General features: G+C 41.8%; 24 protein-coding genes, 2 tRNA genes and 1 rRNA gene. 20 read left to right on the forward strand and 7 right to left on the reverse strand.

The features are described from left to right. The first annotated feature begins 221 nt into the window (after positions 1–221). From PTET_RS00055 to PTET_RS00095, 9 genes are all read left to right on the forward strand, one after another. Positions 222–2,108, forward strand: a complete 1,887-nt coding sequence (locus PTET_RS00055; RefSeq protein WP_013463653.1) for a lytic transglycosylase domain-containing protein — start codon at positions 222–224, stop codon at positions 2,106–2,108. Positions 2,109–2,225: 117 nt separating this feature from the next. Next, positions 2,226–3,548 carry a Xaa-Pro dipeptidase gene (gene pepQ, locus PTET_RS00060; protein WP_013463654.1) on the forward strand — a complete coding sequence of 441 codons (1,323 nt, stop codon included), beginning with the start codon at positions 2,226–2,228 and terminating at the stop codon, positions 3,546–3,548. 97 nt (positions 3,549–3,645) lie between these two features. Beyond that, complete coding sequence (locus PTET_RS00065) at positions 3,646–4,260, forward strand: YigZ family protein (protein ID WP_016900036.1); 615 nt, start codon at positions 3,646–3,648, stop codon at positions 4,258–4,260. Positions 4,261–4,352: 92 nt separating this feature from the next. Next, positions 4,353–5,804: a TrkH family potassium uptake protein gene (locus PTET_RS00070; RefSeq protein ID WP_013463656.1), complete on the forward strand. Its 1,452-nt coding sequence runs from the start codon at positions 4,353–4,355 to the stop codon at positions 5,802–5,804. Positions 5,805–5,828: 24 nt separating this feature from the next. Next, positions 5,829–6,491, forward strand: coding sequence for a flagellar brake domain-containing protein (locus PTET_RS00075; RefSeq protein WP_013463657.1), 663 nt, complete (start codon positions 5,829–5,831; stop codon positions 6,489–6,491). Positions 6,492–7,004: 513 nt separating this feature from the next. Then, positions 7,005–7,217: an EF-hand domain-containing protein gene (locus tag PTET_RS00080; protein WP_013463658.1), complete on the forward strand. Its 213-nt coding sequence runs from the start codon at positions 7,005–7,007 to the stop codon at positions 7,215–7,217. 70 nt (positions 7,218–7,287) lie between these two features. Next, positions 7,288–7,500 carry an EF-hand domain-containing protein gene (locus tag PTET_RS00085; protein WP_013463659.1) on the forward strand — a complete coding sequence of 71 codons (213 nt, stop codon included), beginning with the start codon at positions 7,288–7,290 and terminating at the stop codon, positions 7,498–7,500. A 138-nt stretch (positions 7,501–7,638) separates the two neighbouring features. Next, complete coding sequence (locus PTET_RS00090; RefSeq protein ID WP_013463660.1) at positions 7,639–7,851, forward strand: EF-hand domain-containing protein; 213 nt, start codon at positions 7,639–7,641, stop codon at positions 7,849–7,851. A 64-nt stretch (positions 7,852–7,915) separates the two neighbouring features. Continuing rightward, the gene (locus PTET_RS00095; RefSeq protein ID WP_016900039.1) at positions 7,916–8,131 is read left to right on the forward strand and encodes an EF-hand domain-containing protein; all 216 of its coding nucleotides are present in this window, start codon (positions 7,916–7,918) and stop codon (positions 8,129–8,131) included. A gap of 85 nt (positions 8,132–8,216) precedes the next feature. Here the strand turns inward: PTET_RS00095 and trkA are convergent, their stop codons facing one another. From trkA to def, 4 genes are all read right to left on the reverse strand, one after another. Further along, positions 8,217–9,593: a Trk system potassium transporter TrkA gene (gene trkA, locus PTET_RS00100; RefSeq protein WP_008112933.1), complete on the reverse strand. Its 1,377-nt coding sequence runs from the start codon at positions 9,591–9,593 to the stop codon at positions 8,217–8,219. Positions 9,594–9,668: 75 nt separating this feature from the next. Then, the gene (gene rsmB, locus PTET_RS00105; RefSeq protein WP_058153954.1) at positions 9,669–10,964 is read right to left on the reverse strand and encodes a 16S rRNA (cytosine(967)-C(5))-methyltransferase RsmB; all 1,296 of its coding nucleotides are present in this window, start codon (positions 10,962–10,964) and stop codon (positions 9,669–9,671) included. After that, a complete protein-coding gene (gene fmt / locus PTET_RS00110; protein ID WP_058153955.1) occupies positions 10,957–11,910 on the reverse strand; it encodes a methionyl-tRNA formyltransferase in 954 nt (317 codons plus the stop codon). Before fmt ends, rsmB begins: the two co-directional genes overlap by 8 nt. Positions 11,911–11,941: 31 nt before the next feature. Next, entirely contained in the window at positions 11,942–12,448 is a 507-nt protein-coding gene (def, locus tag PTET_RS00115) for a peptide deformylase (protein ID WP_013463665.1), read from the reverse strand. Positions 12,449–12,567: 119 nt separating this feature from the next. Between def and PTET_RS00120 the strand changes: the two genes are divergently transcribed. The 6 genes from PTET_RS00120 (at position 12,568) to hemF (ending at position 17,505) form a co-directional block, all read left to right on the forward strand. Beyond that, positions 12,568–13,689, forward strand: coding sequence for a LysM peptidoglycan-binding domain-containing protein (locus PTET_RS00120; protein WP_016900042.1), 1,122 nt, complete (start codon positions 12,568–12,570; stop codon positions 13,687–13,689). A gap of 28 nt (positions 13,690–13,717) precedes the next feature. Beyond that, the gene (dprA, locus tag PTET_RS00125) at positions 13,718–14,809 is read left to right on the forward strand and encodes a DNA-processing protein DprA (protein WP_024601480.1); all 1,092 of its coding nucleotides are present in this window, start codon (positions 13,718–13,720) and stop codon (positions 14,807–14,809) included. A 1-nt stretch (position 14,810) separates the two neighbouring features. Continuing rightward, positions 14,811–15,284: a DUF494 family protein gene (locus PTET_RS00130; protein WP_013463668.1), complete on the forward strand. Its 474-nt coding sequence runs from the start codon at positions 14,811–14,813 to the stop codon at positions 15,282–15,284. A gap of 138 nt (positions 15,285–15,422) precedes the next feature. Next, the gene (locus PTET_RS00135; RefSeq protein ID WP_033102907.1) at positions 15,423–15,998 is read left to right on the forward strand and encodes a DNA topoisomerase family protein; all 576 of its coding nucleotides are present in this window, start codon (positions 15,423–15,425) and stop codon (positions 15,996–15,998) included. A gap of 23 nt (positions 15,999–16,021) precedes the next feature. After that, positions 16,022–16,585: an L-threonylcarbamoyladenylate synthase gene (locus tag PTET_RS00140; protein WP_028834913.1), complete on the forward strand. Its 564-nt coding sequence runs from the start codon at positions 16,022–16,024 to the stop codon at positions 16,583–16,585. Positions 16,586–16,587: 2 nt separating this feature from the next. Then, on the forward strand, positions 16,588–17,505 hold the full coding sequence (hemF, locus tag PTET_RS00145) for an oxygen-dependent coproporphyrinogen oxidase (protein ID WP_058153956.1): 918 nt from the start codon (positions 16,588–16,590) through the stop codon (positions 17,503–17,505). A 46-nt stretch (positions 17,506–17,551) separates the two neighbouring features. Here hemF and PTET_RS00150 read toward each other — a convergent pair whose 3' ends face one another. Next, entirely contained in the window at positions 17,552–19,156 is a 1,605-nt protein-coding gene (locus PTET_RS00150; protein ID WP_058153957.1) for a methyl-accepting chemotaxis protein, read from the reverse strand. A 102-nt stretch (positions 19,157–19,258) separates the two neighbouring features. Further along, on the reverse strand, positions 19,259–19,696 hold the full coding sequence (locus tag PTET_RS00155; protein WP_013463674.1) for a group II truncated hemoglobin: 438 nt from the start codon (positions 19,694–19,696) through the stop codon (positions 19,259–19,261). A 52-nt stretch (positions 19,697–19,748) separates the two neighbouring features. On the opposite strand from PTET_RS00155, the gene aroE reads away from it, so the two are divergent. Next, on the forward strand, positions 19,749–20,573 hold the full coding sequence (aroE, locus tag PTET_RS00160) for a shikimate dehydrogenase (protein WP_058153958.1): 825 nt from the start codon (positions 19,749–19,751) through the stop codon (positions 20,571–20,573). Then, positions 20,570–20,824: a DUF1488 family protein gene (locus PTET_RS00165; RefSeq protein WP_013463676.1), complete on the forward strand. Its 255-nt coding sequence runs from the start codon at positions 20,570–20,572 to the stop codon at positions 20,822–20,824. Before aroE ends, PTET_RS00165 begins: the two co-directional genes overlap by 4 nt. Before the next feature lie 14 nt (positions 20,825–20,838). Here the strand turns inward: PTET_RS00165 and PTET_RS00170 are convergent, their stop codons facing one another. Continuing rightward, positions 20,839–21,378 carry a gamma carbonic anhydrase family protein gene (locus tag PTET_RS00170; RefSeq protein WP_013463677.1) on the reverse strand — a complete coding sequence of 180 codons (540 nt, stop codon included), beginning with the start codon at positions 21,376–21,378 and terminating at the stop codon, positions 20,839–20,841. A gap of 593 nt (positions 21,379–21,971) precedes the next feature. Between PTET_RS00170 and PTET_RS00175 the strand changes: the two genes are divergently transcribed. The 3 genes from PTET_RS00175 to PTET_RS00185 all read left to right on the forward strand — a co-directional run bounded on the left by PTET_RS00175 (position 21,972) and on the right by PTET_RS00185 (position 23,845). After that, positions 21,972–23,505, forward strand: a 16S ribosomal RNA gene (locus PTET_RS00175). Between the two features lie 76 nt (positions 23,506–23,581). Beyond that, positions 23,582–23,658: transfer RNA gene (locus PTET_RS00180), tRNA-Ile, on the forward strand. A 111-nt stretch (positions 23,659–23,769) separates the two neighbouring features. Beyond that, positions 23,770–23,845: transfer RNA gene (locus tag PTET_RS00185), tRNA-Ala, on the forward strand. Positions 23,846–23,994: the final 149 nt, after the last annotated feature.

The raw sequence follows: 23,994 nt of genomic DNA on the forward strand, positions 1-23,994 counted from the left end.
CAACGAAAAATTTATCTTGGTTACAAACGTCTGGTTAAAATATAGCTGGTTTGGTGCTAAGGTGGGTTTGAAAGTTTTCTTTATTCATTTTATTGCGCTGTCTTAGTGTTCATGGCTTGGGTTTTATTAGAATAAATAGTACAGCTGTGTATGTGCTGTTGTTTACTTACTCTTCGCCACACTTCGTCAGCCTTGAAGGTTACTATGCCCTAAAGGACATTATGAAAAAATACTTATTAAGCGTAGCGGCAGCGACTCTATTTTTCTCTTTCCCCTCTGCCAACGCGAAAACTGATATTGATGCATTTTTAGACGCTGAAAAACAGGCGCGCTATGGCAATTATCAAAATTTTAAAGAAGCGGTGGATTCATTGTCTCATCCGCTTAAACCGTATGTTGAAAAAGCCTATTGGGAACGTTACCCTAGCTTAGCCCACCAAACAGAGATAGAAAATTTTCTCACTATTTATGAACATACGCCATTAGAGTGGCCAGTGCGTAAAGCATGGTTAAACTATTTAAAACGCAGAAATCAAAAAGCAGCGTTTATTAAAAACTACCGTGAAACCTCTGACAGTGAGCTTACTTGTACCCACCTTACTTTTCAGCTTGATCTTGGTGCGCCTAAAAAAGCAATACTCAATCAGGTAACCGACTTATGGACAGTGGGTGAGTCGCAGCCAAGTGAATGCGATGGCCTTTTTAAACGCTGGCGTCAAAATGGTTATTTAACGCCCGATGTTGTTTGGCAACGTGTCACTTTAGCGGCACAAGGCGGGTCTTATCGTTTACTGCCTTATTTAAAAACATTGTTGCCAGCCAATGAGCGCTACTTAGCCGATTTATACTCAAAAGTAAGACGTGACCCAAGTGCAGCGGCGGGGTTATACCGTTATAAGCGCAAAACAGTGAAAGAGGGTGAAATAGCGCTTTATGGTATTAAGCGTTTAATTTGGCGTGATAAAGAGTTGGCATTAAAGGCATGGCAAAAAATTGAGGGGTTATTTGATTACACTGATGATGAAAAAGCGGATGTATATTATACCTTTGCGCTTTCATTGGCGTCGAGCGGCCATAGCCAAGCGAGCTTCTATTTAAATAAAGTACCCAAAGAGCGCCAAGATCGTAAATTAATGCAATGGCAGTTAGCTAATCTACTCAAAACCCAAGATTGGGAGGGAATTGCGGCATTTTTTACAGGTAAAGAAAATCTTAGCTTAGGGCAACAGTATTGGCTTGCTTATAGTTATGACAAACGCGCAGATCATGAAAAAGCCAAGGCAATTTGGACTAAAGTGGCCGCTAACCGTGATTATTATGGTTTTTTAGCCGCTGCGCGTTTGGGCATACCGGTTGATTTAAATGAGTTGCCCGTTAATGTAAATCAAGCTTTAGTAACAAGAGTGAGTAATGCGCCAGGCTTTAAGCGTGCCAAAGCCCTGTATGAATTAGAGCGCTTTACTGCTGCTCGACGCGAGTGGAATTATTTAACTGATACCTCAGCTGATGATGAAAAATTAGCTGCGTCGGTACTTGCAGCCGAGCTGGATTGGTTTGATAGTACTATATTCACCCTAGCAAAAATAAAAGCATGGGATTATGTGGATTTGCGTTTCCCTTTTGCATTTCAAGAAATGTTTGAGCGTTACAGCAAGCGAAGCAAAATTGACCTAACTTGGAGTATTGCTATTGCACGTCGCGAAAGCTCATTTGCACCTGATGCGCGCTCCCATGCAAATGCACGCGGGTTAATGCAGCTATTACCGAGTACGGCAAAGTATATTAATAAAGGCACGGTTTCTAATCGTCGTTTGTATCAACCAAAAACCAACATTCGTCTTGGGACTCGTTATTTACAGTATTTAAAAAAGAAAAACCACGGCAATGAGGTGTTAGCTACAGCATCTTATAACGCTGGGTATCATCGTATTAAGCGTTGGTTACCAGAAGAAGCAATGCCGGCTGAGCTATGGGTTGAACTTATTCCTTACAGAGAAACCCGAGATTATGTAAAAAATGTATTTGCTTATCGGCAGGTTTATCATACTCGCCTTGGTCGGGAGGGAAACCTTCTAGCCCCCATATTAGAAATGACGATGGGCGGATAGTAAAAATAAATCTACAACCACAGAGGGATATTTACACAGTACGTATCCCTCTTTTTTGAGCGCTTTGTGTATAAGTGGTAGACTCAAAGCAAGTTAAATTTAACAGATGGGTTTATTATGGAAAAATTAGCCGTTTTATACGCCGAACATATTGCAACATTGCAGCAGCGTACACGTACTATTTGTGAGCAAGAAGGGTTAGAAGGATTAGTCATTCATTCAGGCCAAGCTAAGCGCCAATTTTTAGATGATATGTATTACCCGTTTAAAGTTAACCCTCATTTTAAAGCGTGGCTACCGGTTATTGATAATCCACATTGCTGGATTGTGGTAAATGGTAGCGATAAGCCAAAACTTATTTTTTATCGTCCAATTGATTTTTGGCATAAAGTACCTGATGAGCCAAGAGATTTTTGGGCAGAATACTTCGATATTGAATTGTTATTACAACCTGATCAGGTTGAAAAGCTACTACCTTACGATAAAGCTAAATTTGCCTACATTGGTGAGTATCTCGAAGTAGCACAAGCACTTGGTTTTAGTATTATGAACCCTGAGCCAGTACTTAACTATATTCATTACCACCGTGCTTATAAAACGCAATATGAACTTGAGTGTTTACGTAATGCGAACCGTATTGCGGTTGATGGCCATAAAGCAGCGCGTGATGCGTTTTTTAATGGTGGTAGCGAGTTTGATATTCAGCAAGCTTACTTAATGGCAACGCGCCAAAGTGAAAACGAAATGCCATATGGCAATATTGTGGCACTTAACGAAAACTGCGCTATTTTGCACTACACCCATTTTGAGCCAAAAGCACCACAAACGCATAATTCATTTTTAATTGATGCGGGCGCTAATTTTAATGGTTACGCTGCGGATATTACCCGTACCTACGACTTTAAAAAGCAGGGTGAGTTTGCTGACTTAGTTAACGCTATGACAGCGCATCAAATTGAGTTAGGAAAAAGCTTAAAGCCAGGTTTACTGTATGGCGATCTGCATATTGATTGTCATAACCGTATTGCTCAGCTATTAAGTGATTTTGATATTGTTAAACTACCTGCAGCCGAAATTGTTGAGCGTCAAATTACCTCAACTTTCTTCCCGCATGGCTTAGGGCATCATTTAGGTGCACAGGTTCACGATGTGGGTGGTTTTATGCGTGATGAAACAGGGGCACATCAAGCGCCACCAGAGGGTCATCCATTCTTGCGCTGTACTCGCTTAATTGAGAAAAACCAAGTATTTACTATTGAGCCAGGTTTGTACTTTATTGACTCTTTATTAGGTGATTTAGCACAAACAGACAATAAGCAGTTTATTAACTGGGAAAAGGTCGAGGCGTTTAAACCTTTTGGCGGTATTCGTATCGAGGACAATATTATTGTTCACGAAGATAGCCTAGAAAATATGACGCGTAATTTATTACTCGACTAAATCCTTATAAAGACGAGTTAGCCAATACGCGCTAAAATAAACGGATACAAAGGGGCCTTTTGGCCCCATTTTTTTAATTAAAGCCTAAGTAAGTGCTATGTCTGAATATAAATACCCAGCCGAAGCTGTATTTCATCAAGAAGAAATTAAAAAAAGTACCTTTATCGTTCATATAGGTCACACGCCCGATCTAAATGCTGCGAAAGCCTTTATTAAAAATATTGAAGAAAAATATAGTGATGCACGTCACAATTGTTGGGCACATGTTGCAGGTAACCCAGGGGGCAGCCATGTTTATGGTTTTTCTGATGACGGGGAGCCCAATGGCACCGCCGGTAAACCCATGCTCAATGTGCTAGTGGGCTCAGGCTTAGGTGAAGTGACCGCTGTGGTAACACGTTACTTTGGAGGTATAAAGCTCGGTACGGGTGGGCTGGTGCGTGCTTATGGTGGTTCACTCAATAATGCCTTAGCAAAACTACAAACCGTGGTGAAAGTGCCGAGCGCTGAGCTGGTGGGCTTTAGTGAATACAGTATGCAAGGGGCGATAGAGCAATACTTAAAAACCAACTTTCAGGTACTTAATATTGAAAAGCAGTTTACTGCAAATATTGAGTGGACTATTACCATTGATAGTCGCCAAGCGCAGCAAGCCATCAAAGATATTTTTGATTTAAGCCACGGCGCAGTTGAGTTAACAATCAAAGAGTAATAGTCTTACATTCATCCCATTTAATGATTAAACATTAAATTTCGAGTCATACAGTAGTTATTTTAATTTACTAATAAAAAGCGATACGCTCAATGCAATTTCGTACCATCATAAAAATTCTTGGCCAATTGGTTGCGCTATTCAGTATTACTATGGTGCCACCAGCGCTAGTGTCTTTAATTTATAAAGATGGTGGAGGGGTGCCGTTTGTTTTAGCCTTTATATTCAGTGTTGTTATTGGCTTAATGGCTTATTACCCAAATAGGCATGAGCATGGCGATTTAAAAGCCCGCGAAGGCTTTTTAATCGTGGTTTTGTTTTGGCTAGTACTAGGCGCGTTTGCCTCCTTACCGCTGGTATTTTTACAAGAACCCAACCTCTCTTTAGCCGATGCCGTGTTTGAAGCTTTTTCTGGCTTAACCACAACAGGGGCTACCGTGCTGACCGGTATAGAGTATCTGCCTAAATCGGTCTTGTTTTATCGCCAACAATTACAGTGGTTTGGTGGTATGGGGATCATTGTATTAGCGGTAGCAATCCTGCCAATGCTTGGCGTAGGTGGTATGCAGTTGTATCGGGCTGAGATTCCAGGCCCCGTTAAAGATTCCAAAATGACCCCGCGTATAGCCGACACCGCTAAACACCTTTGGTATATTTATGTGTCTATTACCCTTGCATGTACTTTGGCGTATTGGAGCGCTGGCATGAATTGGTTTGATGCAATTTGCCATGCTTTTTCTACGGTGGCTATTGGTGGTTTTTCTACTTATGACGCTTCAATGGGGCATTTTGATAGCCCAGTAATTAACTTTATTTGTGTGTTCTTTTTAATTATCGCAGCCATTAACTTTTCTCTGCATTATGCTGCTGTAGCGAGTCGTAATATTAGTGTCTACATTCGTGACCCTGAATTCAAAGTGTTTCTATGTATTCAGCTCGCGCTGGTGGTGATTTGTTTCACGGTACTTTCATCTCACGATGTTTATGCCAATGGCGATGAAACCCTCGATCAGGCATTGTTTCAAGCTGTATCTATAAGCAGCACCGCAGGATTTGCCACAGATAACTTTTCTGCTTGGCCGTTGTTTTTACCTATTTTATTAATATTCTCTAGTTTTATTGGTGGCTGTGCTGGTTCAACTGGCGGCGGTATGAAAGTAGTGCGCGTGTTTTTACTTTATCTACAAGGGGTGCGAGAGCTAAACCGCTTAGTGCATCCTCGAGCTATATACTCTATAAAGTTAGGACGAAAGGCGCTACCAGATAAAGTAGTTGAAGCGGTATGGGGGTTTTTCTCGGCTTATGCACTAGTCTTTATTATTATTATGTTAGCGTTAATGGGCACCGGGTTAGACAATATAACGGCATTCTCAGCAACGGCAGCGTGTTTAAATAACCTTGGGCCTGGTTTAGGAGATGTTGCTTCTCATTATGGCGCTATTACCGATACTGCAAAATGGATATTAACCGTGGCAATGGTATTTGGTCGTTTAGAGATATTTACCTTACTTGTGCTATTTACCCCAACATTTTGGCGTGGATAACGTTATAAATATCAGGAAGGAAATATGCGAAAAACCAATTTGGAAAAGTTAAACCAAATCGTCACGGGTGGCATAGTTGATTTAGAAATCCTCACCCCCACGAGTAGCCGACGCGTAAAAACAGAGTTTATAGGCTTATTAGAAAATAAGTTTATTGTTTTAAATTACCCCAATGCAAAACGGCTCCCCATGGCAAGTGATTATTTACGCGATGGTGTGATGGTGGTGGTAAGAGCGCTTATAGAGGGCAGTGGTGGGCATGTTTTAGCGTTTCGTCAGCAGCTTATGTCTGTAGCATCTCACCCGGCTAAGTTATTGTTTATCGACTATCCTTCACAAGTACAGCTATTTGAACTGCGCTCGCAAGCGCGTATACCGACGCTGTTTCCAGCCAAGTTAAAATTATCGGATGATCGCCCTTCCTTTGAAGGTGTTATAAAAGATATTTCGTTAACGGGTGTTATGTTTGATATTAAAACAACCCAAGAAATCGACGACATTAAAGATATGCGTTGCATCGTAGTGTTTGATGAAGATACAAAGCACGAAGGGCAAATATGCAGTGTGAAAAAACATGCTAAGGGCATATATTGCGGAATTCGATTATTTGCCAGTGAAGAGCAAATGAAAGCCCTGATGGGGGATCACTTCATTGACCCTAATGCACTTGAAGTTGAAATTGTATAAGACCTGTTATCTTTCGACGCTAAACATTTTACAATTCTAAAATATCAACAAGCTCTAACATTTTCGCTCTTTTGCAACAAATAGCCATGTGTTGTTGTTATTTTTAAAAGCCATTTCAAATTTATTTTATAAATTCATTAAAAACAATTAGTTAAATATGTTTTTTATTCTAATTTTTTTGTTTATAACAAAATTAAACTCAACTCACCTTCCTTTTTGTTTATTTAATCCTCTTTTTTAGCGGTTGCTCACCGACTGTGTGGGGTTTTCCCTAAACTCAACTCTTTGATTTTTATTGTTTTAATTTTATTGCCTTATCTACTGTTGCTAAAAAGCAACAAAATAACGAGTTAAATAGCGCCATTTTCAGCTAGTTGCTGGTTAATGTATTGAAAATTATGGTTTTTATATTTTTGGCATCGAAGTTGTAATAGTCAGGCTGTATTGAACGAAACGTGATTTAAAGTAAAACACTTAATCGCATAAAACATAAACTTTGAAGGAAGATAGATTATGAAAAGCATTAATAAAACTTTAGCACTTATCGCATTGGCTTCTTCATCAGCCGCTTTTGCAGCAAGCGACTTTGACACGCTAGACGTTGACGGCAACGGCGCAATCAGTCAAAGCGAAGCATCGGTTGATGCAAAATTAATGAGCATGTTTTCAGAGCTTGATACTGACCAAAACGGTGAGTTATCAAAACAAGAGTTCTCTAAAGCATAACCCTAAGCTATTAAAGTTTTGGGAGTTAAAAGCTCCCCGATTATTTAAACGATTTTAAGGAATACTCATTATGAAAACATTACACAAAACATTTGCACTTATCGCTCTTGCTTCTTCATCAGCTGCCTTTGCAGCGAGCGACTTTGACACACTAGATACCGACGGTAACGGCGCTATTAGCCAAAGCGAAGCATCGGTTGATGCAAAATTAATGAGCATGTTCTCAGAGCTTGATACTGACCAAAACGGTGAGCTATCAAAAGAAGAATTTTCGAAAGCATAAGGCAAGGCTAAGTATATTCTGAGTTGCCAAAGACAACCTAAATAGGCAAGGAAGCCTATGAAAGAGAATAACAAGGACCGTGATAGCCAGACACAATTTTTTGATAAACCATTGCATTACATTTTGAAGGATTAAATTATGAAAACATTACATAAAACATTTGCACTTATCGCGCTAGCTTCTTCATCAGCTGCTTTTGCAGCAAGCGACTTTGACATGCTTGATACTGATGGTAACGGTGCTATTAGTCAAAGCGAAGCCGCTGTAAACGCTGATTTAACAGCCGCATTTACTGAGCTTGATACTGACGGTAATGGTGAGCTTTCTAAAGCTGAGTTTGCAAACTTTTAATTTTTGACTTTTTTCATTGCACAGGGATCTCAGAAAAGGATTTCCCTCTTATAGGAGACTTATTATGAAAGCATTAAACACAACACTTGCGATTTTAGTATTAGCGTCATCATCAGCAGCTTATGCAGCGGTAGATTTTGCCTCTTTTGATAGTAATGGCGATGGTGTAATTAGCCAGCAGGAAGCCGCCGCTAATAAACAACTAATGAACATTTTTGATGATTTAGATACCGACGGAAATGGTGAACTTTCTAAAGAAGAGTTTGCAAGAGTACAATAAGTATTAACCCATCATACTCCACTAAAGCCGCTTAATAGTCAGCGGCTTTTTTGTGTTTGTTGATTACTTAACTCAAGCAGTTTAATTATAGAAAAATAGCGCTAACTTGGAATAACTTTTCAACCACGTTAATGTGCTTTTTATCAATTAAGAACATGATTACATGATCGCCTGACAAAATAATTGTATCGTCATGGGCAATCAGTACATCGTCATTTCGCACAATTGCACCTATTGTGGTACCTGCAGGCAATTTAATATCGGCAATTGCGCGACCTACCACTTTAGAGGTATTTTCATCACCATGGGCAACCGCTTCTATGGCTTCTGCAGCCCCTTTACGCAACGAGTACACGTTTACAATATCACCACGGCGCACGTGAGTCAGCAATGCAGAAATAGTCGCTTGTTGTGGTGAAATCGCAATATCAATTTCGCCGCCCTGTACTAAATCAACGTAAGCGCCTCGTTGAATAAGTACCATGGTTTTTTGTGCCCCCATGCGTTTTGCGAGCATAGCCGACATTATATTTACTTCATCGTCGTTGGTAACGGCAATGAACACATCGACCTGTTCAATGTGTTCTTCAGAGAGCAGCTCTTGATCGGATGCATCACCACAAAATACCACGGTGTTGTCGAGCATTTCAGAAAGCTGTTCGGCACGCTCTTTACTTCGCTCTAGTAACTTAACGCTGTGGTTTCTTTCCAGTGAACGGGCTAGGCCTGCACCAATATTACCGCCACCGGCAATCATGATTTTTTTATACGAGCGTTCCAGCTTTTGTAGCTCGTTCATTACCGCACGAATGTGTTTGGTTGCGGCAATAAAAAATACTTCATCGTCGGCTTCTATTACGGTGGTGCCTAAGGGTTTTATCGCTTTACCTTGGCGGTAAATAGCGGCTACCCGAGTTTCAACATTAGGAATATGCTGCTTAAGTGTAGATAGGGCATAGCCTACCAATAAGCCGCCATAGTAGGCTTTTACAGCCACTAAAGAGAGCATGCCATCGGCAAATTGCAGTACTTGTAATGCGCCAGGGTAGTCTATTAGGCGGCGAATATACTTAGTAACGAGTGCTTCTGGGGCTATATAATGATCGACAGGTAAGTCATCATTATGAAAGAGTTTTTCGCGGTATTTTAAATACTGCTCAGAGCGAATACGGGCTATTTTGGTCGGTGTATTAAAAATACTGTAGGCAACTTGGCATGCCACCATGTTAACTTCATCTGAGCTGGTCACCGCAATAATCATATCGGCATCTTCAGCCCCTGCGCGACTTAACACGTCGGGGTGGGCGCCGTGGCCTGCAACACCTTGTAAATCGTATTTATCTTGCAGTTCGCGCAAGCGGTTACCGTCGATATCAACTACGGTTATTTCGTTTTGTTCACCCACTAGGTTTTCTGCGAGTGTGCCGCCAACTTGCCCAGCACCGAGTATGATTATTTTCATTATGTACCCGTATTATTAATACTAATTACATCAAAGTATTAGCTACCTCTAAACTGAAGTAGCTAAATGTGTTGCCTAGGCTTTTTTAACTAATTTAGCGTAGTAAAAACCGTCACTTTCGCCTGGTAATAACTGCAAGCCTGGTGTGGTTTTAGTGTCTTCGCTGTGCAAAGGAATATGCTCTGCGTCTTCATTATTAGCTAAAAACTTAGCAACTTGTTGTTGGTTTTCTTGTGGAAGCACCGAACAGGTTGCATACACCAATGTACCGCCTGGCTTTAACAATGGCCAAATGCTGTCGAGTATATCGCCTTGGAGGGTCGATAAATCGTTAATGTCGGATGCGCGACGTAACCATTTAATATCTGGGTGACGACGAATTACGCCAGTTGCAGAGCAGGGTACATCTAACAAAATACGATCAAACTGTTCTTCATCCCACCAAGTGTGAGGTTGCGATGCATCACCACATTGTAAGTCGGCGCCCAAACCTATGCGTTCTAGGTTTTGTTTAACACGTTCTAGGCGTGCGGCATCGCTATCAAGCGCAAGCACATCTGCGTCGGCAAGCTCTAAAATATGGCAGGTTTTACCACCAGGCGCTGCGCAGGCATCGAGTATTGAATCACCATTTTGTGGGTCTAGATAGCGTGCAGCAAGCTGCGCTGCCGCATCTTGTACTGAACAGGCACCGGTATCAAACTCAGGAAGTGAAAACACATCGCGTGGTTTGCTTAGTTTAATGCCATCAATAAAATCAGGATTTAGAGTATGTTCAATATCGTTAGCGGTTAGCATTTCGCTATATTCTTGGGTGCTAAACTGCGATTGATTCACTCGAAGCCACATTGGCGCTTGTTGCTGATTAGCTTCTAGAATGTCTTCCCAGCTATCTGGGTAGGCTTCTTTTACTTGCTTTATAAACCAGTTTGGATGGTTGTATAAACACACTGGAATCTGTTTGGCTTTTTCTTCAAGCTCAACTTGTTGGCGCTGAAAGCTTCGTAAAATGGCGTTAATAAGCCCTTTTAAGCCAAGAGCGCGTAATTGCTGTAACGCATTAACTGTTTCGCTAATTGCTGCATGCGGCGGTACACGCATGTGTTGTAGTTGGTAAATACCCACATACAACAAAAACTGGAAAATACGGCGTTTGCCTTTAAGCGGTTGTTCTACTAAATGCTGGCAATAATTTTCTAGGCTAGGTAAGTAACGTAATACTCCATAGCAAATTTGCTGCAGTAAGGCTTTATCTTTAGGAGATAGGCCTTGGCTAGCGAAAGGGAGTTCTTGATTAAGCGATGCGCCTTTATCAACCACGTTATATAAAGTTTCAGCGGCTAGCGCTCTGACATTGCTTATATTACTCATTATTTTCGCCTAATACGGTGCCGGGTGTGACCCAGTCGCTACGACCGTTTAAAAAATCATTAATTGCCATTGGCTTTTTGCCTTGTGGTTGTAATTCGCCAATAGATAAAGCGTGTTTACCACAAGCCACAACGATACCGTTTTTATCACTTGTTAATACAGTGCCAGCTGCGCCTGATTGTTCAACCACGTTTGCTTGGTATATTTTTACCGTATTACCACGCATTTGGGTAAAGCATACTGGCCATGGGTTAAAGGCACGAATATTACGCTCGATTTGCTCGGCATCCATAGACCAATCAATGTTGGCTTCGTCTTTTGAGAGCTTTTTAGCGTAATTGGCATCGGCGTCGTTCTGTGGTTCAGGCGTTATGTCCCCGTTAGCTAAACGATTTATGGTGTCGATTAATGCACCAGGTCCCAGTTCAGCAAGCTTAGTGTATAAGCTTGCACTGGTTTCAGTACTATCAATAGGGCAGCGGCTAATATGCAGCATATCGCCGGTATCTAGCCCTTCATCCATTTGCATTATGGTTACACCGGTTTGCTGATCGCCTGCCCAAATAGCGCGTTGAATAGGTGCGGCGCCACGCCAGCGCGGTAAAATAGAACCATGTACATTTAAACACCCTAAACGTGGGGCATCTAAAATGGCTTTAGGTAAAATTAAACCGTAGGCAACGACAATCATGATATCGGCATTGAGGCTGCTTAGCTCTTCAAGTGCGTCGTCTGTTTTGAGTGATTGCGGTTGAAAAACGGGTAGGTCATGTTCTAATGCAAGCGCTTTTACTTCACTGGCTTTTAGTTTTTTTCCGCGACCCGCTGGACGATCTGGTTGACTGTAAACGCCCACTATTTGGTGTTCACTATTTATGAGTGCTTGCAGATGGCGTGCAGCAAAGTCCGGCGTACCGGCAAATATAATGCGTAATGGTTGTGTCACTGAGTTTCCTAATTATTTACTAAGGTGCTTATTACTGCGCTGCAAACTTCGCTTCTTTTTCAAGCTTTTTACGAATGCGTTGGCGCTTTAATGGAGATAAATAATCAATAAATAATTTACCTTGAAGGTGATCAAGTTCATGCTGAATACAAATCGCTAATAATTCGTCAGCATCAAGAATAAATTCTTTACCTTCTTCGTTCAGTGCAGCTACGGTAACGGTTTCTGCACGGTCAACTTTTGCATACGAATGAGGAACTGATAAACAGCCTTCTTCGCTCACGGTTGAGCCATCTTTTTTGATAATTTGCGGATTGATAAGCACGAGTGGTTCATTGCGCTCTTCTGATACGTCGATCACCACAATACGCTGGTGAATATCAACCTGTGTAGCAGCAAGCCCAATACCATTTTCATCGTACATAGTTTCTAGCATATCTTTGACAATTTCACGCACTTGATCGTCAACAACAGTTACTTCTTTTGCGATTGTACGTAAACGTTCATCTGGAAATCTTAAAACTTCTAACCTAGCCATAGTTACCTTTTACACTTATGCTTAAATTTAGGGTATTGTATGTTCTTATTTTAGCCATTCACGTTCCCCTTTAACAGGTTTTGGTTAATAATAATGAAAAAACACTATGAGGAAGCTCAATGAAATCTCCATTAATTGCAATTATACTTGCATTAGGTGCAACTTTTCCTGTGCTGGCAGATGTACTAACTATAAAAAAAGATGCACCTAAACAGTATGTTGTGAAAAAAGGTGACACGCTTTGGGATATCTCAGCTATATATCTAAACGAACCTTGGTTATGGCCTGAACTATGGCAAATGAATCCACAAATAGACAACCCTCACCTTATTTATCCGGGAGATGCGTTAGCATTAATTTACGATACAGACGGTAATCCGCGTTTAGTGATTAATAAAGCGTATCGAAAGCTATCACCTATGGGACGTATTACGCCAAAAGGGAAAGATGCGATAACAACTTTACCTCTTGCGTTGATTAAACCGTATTTGTCGTTTGAGCAAGCTATTAACAGCGATTCGATAAAAGAAAAGCCCTATATTTTGGGCGCCAACGAAAATACCAAAACCCAAACTATTGACCATATTTTATATGTAAAAGGTAACTTAAAACGTCATCAGGCATATGCTATTTATCATAAAGGTGCGCCTTATACTGACCCTAATACCGGTGAAGAGTTAGCGAGTAGAGCATCTTATGTGGGTATGGCTCGTGCATTTAGAACAGGTGATGCGGCCAATGGCGAACCTGCCTCAGTAAGAGTTGAATCAGTAAAACGTGAGATCAAACAGGGTGACTTTTTATTACCTGCAATGGAAGGGCAGATGCTGCCAGTATATTTTGAGATGCATCGTCCTGAACAGCCAATGCAGGGTCAAGTGATTGCCTCTCCGCGCGAGGTGAGAGAATTTAGCACGATGGATGTAGTGGTGCTAAACTTAGGTTCAGAGCAACAAGTTAAAGTAGGTCATGTACTGGATATTGAACGTCAGTCACCTAAGGTGATTGATAGTGCCAGAGGCCCGCGTTATACCGAAGATTCAAGTCGTTTAGAAAAATTGGTATCGGCTACTAGCGAATTATTTGGCTCAGAAACCGATGAAGATAGCGTTACTTGGAAAATGCCAGCAGAGAAAGTTGGTGAAATGATTATTTTTAAAGTGTATGACAAAGTTAGTTATGCGCTGATCACTAAAAATCAGCACCCAATTCGCATTGGAGATTTGGCAGTAATTCATTAAGTAGCGAGTCGGTGTTCTAGGAGGGAACATGGAGCAATCGTTTGGCAAGCTAAGCCATTGGCTTGCCTTTTACTTATGCAAAGGGCTTGGAATAAAAACGCTATTAGCCCTCTCTAAGCAGCACAGTTTAGAGTCGCTGTTTTCCTTATCGCATTCCCAGCTGGTTATGTTGGGCTTAACAGCGAGCCAAGCAAGCAATTTACGTAATACAAATTGGCAGCAAGTTGCGCATTATGAACAGCTTATTAGCCAGCAACATATTATTGTTATTAGTATTTTTGATACCACCTACCCAGAACACCTAAAACAAATAGCCAGTGCGCCATTATTACTTTTTTGTAAAGGCGATATCAGCTTACTGTCTTCTCCACAAATTGCGATTGTTGGCAGTCGAAATGCAACCACCACAGGACTTGAAATTGCTGCAGAATTTGCACATCAGCTAACGCTTGCTGGCATAACAGTAACCTCTGGTATGGCGCGTGGCATTGATGGTGCTGCCCATAAAGGAGCGCTGGCAGGAAATGGTAAAACCATTGCCGTACTAGGGACTGGTGTTGATGTTTATTACCCTAAACGCCATAAGTTACTTACAGATCAAGTATTAACACAGGGTTTATTGGTAAGTGAGTTTTTACCGGGCACCGCGGCCAACGCGCATAACTTTCCACGGCGTAATCGTATTATTTCAGGACTCTCTTTAGGCGTTTTAATTGTTGAAGCCGAAATTAAAAGTGGCTCACTGATCACCGTACGTTATGCGCTTGAACAAAATAAAGACGTTTTTGCGGTGCCAGGCTCAATTAAAAACCCGCTGGCACAAGCAAGTCATTTTTTAATTAAGCAAGGTGCTAAGCTGGTAGAAAACGTCGCCGATATTCTTGATGAGATGAACTTTTCATACCCTTCTGGTCTAAACTATAAAGAGTTAACTGATGCTGTAACCTCAGATTGCGAGGTGCTTAACAGTATTGGTTTTGAGGTGACCAGTGTGGACGATATTATGCGTCGAGTACAGTGGCCAATTGATAAAGTACAAGCGCGATTGCTTGATTTAGAGTTAGACGATCAAATTGAACGTGTATTAGACGGCTATATTAAATTAAGCGCTGGAGGATAATATGTTTGATATTCTCATGTATTTATTTGAAAACTATGTTCACAGCGAAAGCGATGTATTTGTTGAGCAAAGCACACTTACCGATGAGTTACTTCGCGCTGGGTTTAACAAACCCGAAATTAACAAAGCCATTGACTGGTTAGATCAACTTGCCGCATTACAATACAGCAATGAATCGCCTTATTTATTAGCCACTCCACAACATGCAGTGCGTATTTTTACCGACAGTGAGTGCCAAGTTCTCGACACCGAGTGTCGCGGCTTTTTAATGTTTGTTGAACAAACGGGCGTTATTAATAGCACCACTCGTGAAATGGTGATGGACCGTTTAGCGGCGCTTGATAATTCAGCTATTACTTTGGAAGATTTAAAATGGTTAATTCTTATGGTGTTATTTAACGCCCCTGATTCTCAGCAGGCGTATGAGCAAATGGAAGATCTTATTTTTGATGAGCCCAGTGAAGTGTTACATTAACAGGTTCACGACTAATGATGTGAGTAATCATTATTGCGTGTTTTATTATTTTCAGCGTTAACAAACCGACTACCATAGCTTGTATCTTTAAGGGTTTTGGGTATATTAGGCGAAAATTCACCAACCACTAGGATTTACATGAGTAAAATCGATCATTCACTTTTCTCGGCTAATAAACACGCCTTAGAAAAAGAATATGAGATATGCCCGCAATGTGGTTCAGAACTCGTCATTCGTAATAGTAAATCTGGGCCTTTTTTAGGCTGCGCTAGTTACCCTAAGTGCGATTTTATTCGCCCGCTTGCACATCATGATAGCAATGAAATCAAAATACTTGAGGACAGCGAGTGTCCAGAGTGTAGCAAGCCGCTGGTGGTGAAAAATGGCCGCTACGGTATGTTTATTGGCTGTACCGGTTACCCTGAATGTCATTATATTGCCAGTGAGCATGACAATACGCCAAGTGAAGAGCCTGTGATTAGTTGCCCTAAATGTAAAAAAGGCCACTTGGTTTCACGCAGCAATAAATTTGGGAAAGTGTTTTATTCTTGCGACTGTTACCCAAGCTGTAAATATACGCTTAATCATAAACCTGTAGCTCAAGCGTGTCCTGTATGTGACTGGCCAGTTGTTACTGAGAAAAAAACCGCGAGTGGTGTTGTGTTACAATGCCCACAAAAAAGCTGTATGCATAAGTTTGCTGCCACTGAATAACGTAAATATCTCTGGAGACAATTTTGTCTGACCTTTCTTCTTTATCTGCTGCAATAACTAGCTTAGAACAAGGCGATGTTATTTTATACCCAACCGAAGCTGTTTATGGCCTTGGTTGCGACCCTGACAATCAACAGGCGGTGGAACGTTTACTTGATATTAAACAACGCCCCGTTGAAAAAGGGCTTATTTTAATTGCTGACAATTACGGGCAATTATTAAAATACGTCGATGACGCTAAGCTGCCTATGGATAAACGTGCCGATATTTTTTCAAGTTGGCCAGGCGCACTCACTTGGGTGATGCCTGCAGCTAAGTCTACCCCAAAGTGGTTAACAGGGCAGTTTGATACTATTGCAGTAAGAGTAACTAACCACCCTACAGTTAAACGTTTATGCCAACAGTTTGGTAAACCACTGGTATCAACAAGTGCAAATTTAACCGGCCAAGCAACGGTAACAAGTATTGTTGAAGCTCAGCAGCAGTTTGGCGAGCAGGTTAGTTTTTATGTTGATGAACCATTAGGTGGTAATACGCAACCAAGTACCATTAAAGATGCCATGACAGGCAATGTATTCAGAGGTTAACGATGCAAAGCGAATTATTAAAACAAGTAAAAGCGTACTTTATGGCTTTGCAAGATACCATTTGCCAAGGCTTAGAAGCAGTAGACGGGAAAGCACAGTTTGTTGAAGACAGCTGGCAGCGAGAAGAGGGCGGCGGTGGTCGTACTCGCGTTATCACTAATGGTAATGTGATTGAGCAAGGGGGAGTTAATTATTCTCATGTATTTGGTGCCTCTATGCCGGGCTCTGCCACTGCACATAGACCTGAGCTTGCCGGGCGCAGCTTTCATGCGTGTGGTGTATCATTAGTGATTCATCCTAAAAACCCACATATACCAACAAGCCATGCCAATGTGCGCTTTTTTATTGCCGAGAAAGAAGGTGAAGAACCGATTTGGTGGTTTGGTGGTGGTTTTGATTTAACCCCGTTTTACCCTGTACTTGAAGATGTAGTGCATTGGCACCAAGTTGCGCACGATGTGTGTCAGCCGTTTGGTGATGATGTTTATCCAAAATATAAAAAATGGTGTGACGAATACTTTTATTTAAAACATCGTGATGAAACTCGCGGCGTAGGCGGCTTATTTTTTGACGATTTGAATGAGTTAGGTTTTGAGCAAAGCTTTGCATTTATGCAATCGGTGGGTAATGGCTTTTTAGATGCTTACGTTCCTATTATTGAGCGTCGCAAAAACGATAAGTACACCGAACAACAACGCGACTTTCAATTATATCGCCGTGGTCGTTATGTTGAGTTTAATTTAGTCTGGGACCGCGGCACATTATTTGGCTTACAAAGCGGTGGCCGAACTGAATCTATTTTAATGTCGATGCCACCTTTAGCCCGTTGGGAATATAACTATACCCCAGCCGAAGACAGCGCAGAGGCATTGCTATATAAAGACTTCTTAAAGCCACGTGATTGGTTAGCTCTAGGCTAAGAATGATATGCCAGTCAATAAACTACTTATTGACTGGCTTTTAAGGTTATTGTTTTAGTTTAAAGCTTCGTACCTGCTCATCTAACGAGCGAGCTAAATTGAGTAACTCTTCACTGACTTTTTGATTTTCATCCGCATCCACTAACGATTGCTCTGCATTATCACTGATACCAACAACGCTTCTGTTTATTTCTTCTGCGGCTTGGTTTTGCTGCTCTGTCGCATCGGCTATTTGTATATTTAGCTCATTTATTTCATTCATTTGGCTAGAAATATCTTTTAAAGCCTGTGCAACTTGTTGTACTTGTTGCGCTCTTTCGTCTGCCTCTGCACACGACTCACCCATGGTTTTAACTGTTTGCGCTGCTTCTGATTGTAACTTATCTATTGTGCGACGTATTTCATCGGTAGAGGCATGAGTTCGGGTTGCTAAAGTACGTACTTCATCAGCAACAACGGCAAACCCTCGGCCTGCTTCACCTGCACGGGCAGCTTCAATGGCTGCATTAAGTGCTAATAGGTTTGTTTGTTCAGCAATACTGCTGATCACCTCAAGTACTTTGCCCACTTCAAGCGTTTGCTCTTGCAGTTGTCTCACTTGATCTGCCGCTTGGCGTACATCTTCAGCTAGTTGATTTATACTGAGTTCGGTTTGCTCTGCAACCTGCATGCTTTGCTGTGCTAGCTCATTACTGTTCTCAGATTTTTCTTGAGCAAAATGTGTGGTGTTTCTTACCTCGTTTGAAGAGCTTTCAAGTTCATTAATTGCTGCGGCTACCGAGTCGGTGCTTTTCTTTTGCTCTAAAATAGCGCGCTCAGTAGTATCGGCAGAAGTATAAATTTTCTCTGCTGAATGAATAAGCACTTTTGAAGAGTGAGATACCTGAGCAATGTTATCTTTAAACGTGGCAATCATTTGATTAAAGCTGGTGGCAAGCCAGCCGAGTTCATCTTCGGCGTTATCTTCAATGCGTAAGGTTAAATCTTTATTGGTAGTAGCTAAGTGCATTGCATGGCCTAGCTTTTTAAGGCGCACTATAAATATTTTTCTAAACATTATACCTAGCAGCACAAAGGCAATAATAAAAATAGTAGAAAGTAGGCTGGTGGTTATTAATGTGTTGTAAGTTACCTCACTATCAATATCAGCTAAGGAATAGCTAATTTTTACCACACCTAGTACATCGCCTTCTTGCGCTTGATGGCAGCCTAAGCAGTTTGTACCTTTGTAGTCTGTACTAGCAAACATAGGGCGAAGATAGGTCATACTGCGATTATTATTGCTTTGCTCTATAAATAAACTTTCTTTGCCTCGCAGCGCTTCGCGTTCACTATTATTACTCGCTGTTTGGTTTTTATTGCCTGGTCCATACAGCTTATTGACTATGTCAGAGCGAATAATATGAGCGTCTTCAATATTAGGATGTTTACGAAGCTTTTGGCTCAATAACTCTCGATTAGCCATAGTACCCGTTAGCATCATGGTGTTTATTGAATCAAAATAGTTATCGGCAAGTAGCTTAATATTTTCTGCCACCGTATCTTGTGCGAGCGTGCGCTGTTGACTCGCACTACTAAAAATACTGGCTATGAGTACAATAATGCCGGTTAACGCTAACAAAGCATAAATTTTATGTTGGATTGATTTCACACGCGCCACGCTTTTCTAACTATTTAATAGGGTATTATCTCTATTTTAGAAAAGCGGGTTTTGACTTAGCGCAAATAATCCCCAATTAAAAAGCGGGGTAAATTAATGCTGATTAATCATATGACTGGCAAGCTGTGCCAGTGATTGGCGTAAACCTTCGCGTAAAACGGGGTTATCAATTTCTATGTCTAAGGTTTTATTCATGCAATACATCCACTGATCACGTAAATCTTGATCAATAGGAAATGGCATATGGCGTTTGCGCAGCATTGGATGGCCATGTTTTTCTACAAATAAGTCAGGGCCACCAAGCCAACCCGATAAAAACTCAAAAAATACTTGGCGAATTCTATCTAATGGTTGAGGATGCATATCATATAACGGTTTAGCGTATTCATCGCTGGCCATTATGTCGTAGAATCTATTGGCAATTGCACGCGTGGGCGCTTCTCCGCCGATGATTTCATACGGGGTTTTCTCTGGCGTAGGCGCTTGAGTGGTTGTAGACGGCTTTGATCTTGAAAAGAGTCTTTTAATCATAGTTTTATCATCGTTAATAGGCAGTACTAAAACTGCAAAGAGGTTGTTTAAAATGGACAAATATGCGGTTTTTGGAAATCCAATCAAACATTCAAAATCTCCCAGCATACATCAGCAGTTTGCTAAGTCATTGGGAGAGCAAATCGACTATAGCGCAATCTTAGCACCTATCGATGAGTTTGAAAAAACAGTCGCGACTTTTTTTGAGCAAGGGGGCAAAGGCGCAAATGTCACTGTTCCTTTTAAAGAGCAGGCCTTTGCTTTAGCCGATGAACTAACCACAGTTGCTAAACTTGCAGGCGCAGTAAACACCCTTAAAAAGCGCGATGATGGTACCTTACTCGGTGATAACACCGACGGCATAGGCTTTGTGAACGATTTACTAGCGAATAAAGTAATAATAACAGATAAACGCCTGCTGATCATTGGTGCAGGTGGCGCTGCCCGTGGTGTTATTTTACCTTTACTTGAGCATCAGCCTAAAGAAATCATTATCGTTAATCGCACGGCACACAAAGCCCAAACATTGGCAAAACTCTTTACTGGGCACGGTAATGTTTCGGGGTATGGTTTTGACGACCTTCCTTCTGCCGATTATCATTTAGTTATTAACTCAACCTCAAGTAGCATGAATAACGAGTTACCTGCGTTAAGCGAAAAGCACTTAAGCGCATGTGAAATGGCTTATGATATGTTTTATGCGACGCAAAATACGCTATTTATGAATTGGGTGAGCGAACACAATAAAGCGGCTAAGCTATTAGATGGCAGTGGCATGTTAGTAGGGCAAGCTGCACAAGCTTATTATGTATGGCGAAATAAAATGCCGGACATTGTTCCCGTTGTTATTGCATTAAAGCAGGGAGTACTTAAATGAATCAAGCAATACAGTTTATAGACCGACTCGAATTTAGAGAGCCAACTCATCAATTAGTTTTTTTTGCACAAGTAAGCGGAATGCTAGTTGAGTGTGTGATTGCTGTAAGTAGTTTAAATTTAGCCGATGAGAGTCATGCAACGCGTTATTTTGAACAATATCGATTTGATTATGAAGAGCGTGCCGAGCAGCTAATCGAAGACGAAAGCTATAACTCGGCAGGGCAAATAGAAGTGAGCTTACTTAATTAAGCAAAAAGTTGTGGTTATTTCGCGTCTTCAGCTAAGTATTCATCTTTAAGCTGCACGTAATTATCGGCAGACACTTTTAAAAAGCTCAGCTCTTGATCTGTTAAAGGGCGGGCTTGTTTCGCTGGGCTACCTACATACAAATAGCCAGACTCTAAACGCTTATTAGGAGGTACTAAAGCACCACCACCAATAATCACCTCGTCTTCTACAATTACGTTATCCATAATAATAGCGCCCATGCCCACGAGTATGCGGTTACCTAGAACGCAGCCATGCAGCATTACCTTATGACCCACGGTAACATCATCACCAATAATAAGTGGGTAACCCTCAGGATTGCTTTTAGTCGCTCTTGATAAATGTAAAACACTGCCATCTTGTATATTAGTACGCTTTCCGATACGAATATGATTAACATCACCACGGGCAGCAACTAGTGGCCATACACTACTATCATCACCTAGGGTGATATCACCGACTAATACAGACGACTCGTCTATATAAACAGAATCATTAAACGCAGGAGTTATTCCTTTATAAGAACGTATTGCCATATAAGCACCTTTAAATTAAACAATATGAATAGTATCAGTGTAACAGTAGCGCTTATTTAAGTACCAGCAAAGCCTGATTTGATTATAAAACTAGCTGTTTCATCTGTTTTAGCTCAGATACTGACCGAACAGTGTGTTTTTTTAGTTTTTCTTTAAAAAAGTACTTGCGTAAAAATCTGTTCTCCCTATAATGCGACCCCACTGAGACGGCAGAGCGCAACGCATAGCGAGGCATGAGCTACTCAGAGAGTTAAGTAAAACTTAAGTTTAAATCATCGCAAGAAAGTTTAAAATTAAGTGTTGACTCGAAAAATAAAGGATGTATTATACGCATCCCTAGCGACAACGTCGCAACGTTCTTTAACAATATAAAGCAATCATCTGTGTGGGCACTCGTACAGATTGAGTTCTAACAGCCAAGCTACTTCGTTCTTTATTGAGCAAGTAACGAGGCAGGCAAATTTAGAGTCTCAATTGAACTGAGTGACCAACAGAATAGTTACTTCGGTAATTATTCAGCACAGTCAATTCAATATCGAAAGATATTAAATAAATTCAGAATTCATTGAGCTGTCGAAAGACATAAAACTTTTTAATTGAAGAGTTTGATCATGGCTCAGATTGAACGCTGGCGGCAGGCCTAACACATGCAAGTCGAGCGGTAACATTTCTAGCTTGCTAGAAGATGACGAGCGGCGGACGGGTGAGTAATGCTTGGGAACATGCCTTGAGGTGGGGGACAACAGTTGGAAACGACTGCTAATACCGCATAATGTCTACGGACCAAAGGGGGCTTCGGCTCTCGCCTTTAGATTGGCCCAAGTGGGATTAGCTAGTTGGTGAGGTAATGGCTCACCAAGGCGACGATCCCTAGCTGGTTTGAGAGGATGATCAGCCACACTGGGACTGAGACACGGCCCAGACTCCTACGGGAGGCAGCAGTGGGGAATATTGCACAATGGGCGCAAGCCTGATGCAGCCATGCCGCGTGTGTGAAGAAGGCCTTCGGGTTGTAAAGCACTTTCAGTCAGGAGGAAAGGTTAGTAGTTAATACCTGCTAGCTGTGACGTTACTGACAGAAGAAGCACCGGCTAACTCCGTGCCAGCAGCCGCGGTAATACGGAGGGTGCGAGCGTTAATCGGAATTACTGGGCGTAAAGCGTACGCAGGCGGTTTGTTAAGCGAGATGTGAAAGCCCCGGGCTCAACCTGGGAACTGCATTTCGAACTGGCAAACTAGAGTGTGATAGAGGGTGGTAGAATTTCAGGTGTAGCGGTGAAATGCGTAGAGATCTGAAGGAATACCGATGGCGAAGGCAGCCACCTGGGTCAACACTGACGCTCATGTACGAAAGCGTGGGGAGCAAACAGGATTAGATACCCTGGTAGTCCACGCCGTAAACGATGTCTACTAGAAGCTCGGAACCTCGGTTCTGTTTTTCAAAGCTAACGCATTAAGTAGACCGCCTGGGGAGTACGGCCGCAAGGTTAAAACTCAAATGAATTGACGGGGGCCCGCACAAGCGGTGGAGCATGTGGTTTAATTCGATGCAACGCGAAGAACCTTACCTACACTTGACATACAGAGAACTTACTAGAGATAGTTTGGTGCCTTCGGGAACTCTGATACAGGTGCTGCATGGCTGTCGTCAGCTCGTGTTGTGAGATGTTGGGTTAAGTCCCGCAACGAGCGCAACCCCTATCCTTAGTTGCTAGCAGGTAATGCTGAGAACTCTAAGGAGACTGCCGGTGATAAACCGGAGGAAGGTGGGGACGACGTCAAGTCATCATGGCCCTTACGTGTAGGGCTACACACGTGCTACAATGGCGCATACAGAGTGCTGCGAACTCGCGAGAGTAAGCGAATCACTTAAAGTGCGTCGTAGTCCGGATTGGAGTCTGCAACTCGACTCCATGAAGTCGGAATCGCTAGTAATCGCGTATCAGAATGACGCGGTGAATACGTTCCCGGGCCTTGTACACACCGCCCGTCACACCATGGGAGTGGGTTGCTCCAGAAGTAGATAGTCTAACCCTCGGGAGGACGTTTACCACGGAGTGATTCATGACTGGGGTGAAGTCGTAACAAGGTAGCCCTAGGGGAACCTGGGGCTGGATCACCTCCTTATACGATTTAGAACTTATTTGTTCGTAGTGTCCACACAGATGATTGTTAATTGTAAAGAGAACAACACTTATTGTTTGGGTCTGTAGCTCAGCTGGTTAGAGCGCACCCCTGATAAGGGTGAGGTCGGTAGTTCAAATCTACTCAGACCCACCACTTCTTCTTAATACTTCGTTGTAAGCTTCGTTGTTTAGTGAACTAAACGGCCTCAACTTACACTTTGTCTTAAAAAGAAGTCGGTATACAAACAGTAAGACCAGCATATGTGGGGCTATAGCTCAGCTGGGAGAGCGCCTGCCTTGCACGCAGGAGGTCAGCAGTTCGATCCTGCTTAGCTCCACCACTTTACTTCTTAAAAATAAATATTCTTTTATCGGGTAGCACAATCACCTGAGAATAGAGTGTGTTTAATTTTGAGAAGTTTTTGATTCTCTGCTCTTTAAAAATTTGGAAAAGCTGATAATAAAATTTGTATGAATAACATTGTTATTT

It is taken from the genome of Pseudoalteromonas tetraodonis (assembly GCF_002310835.1).
GTDB lineage: Bacteria > Pseudomonadota > Gammaproteobacteria > Enterobacterales > Alteromonadaceae > Pseudoalteromonas > Pseudoalteromonas tetraodonis.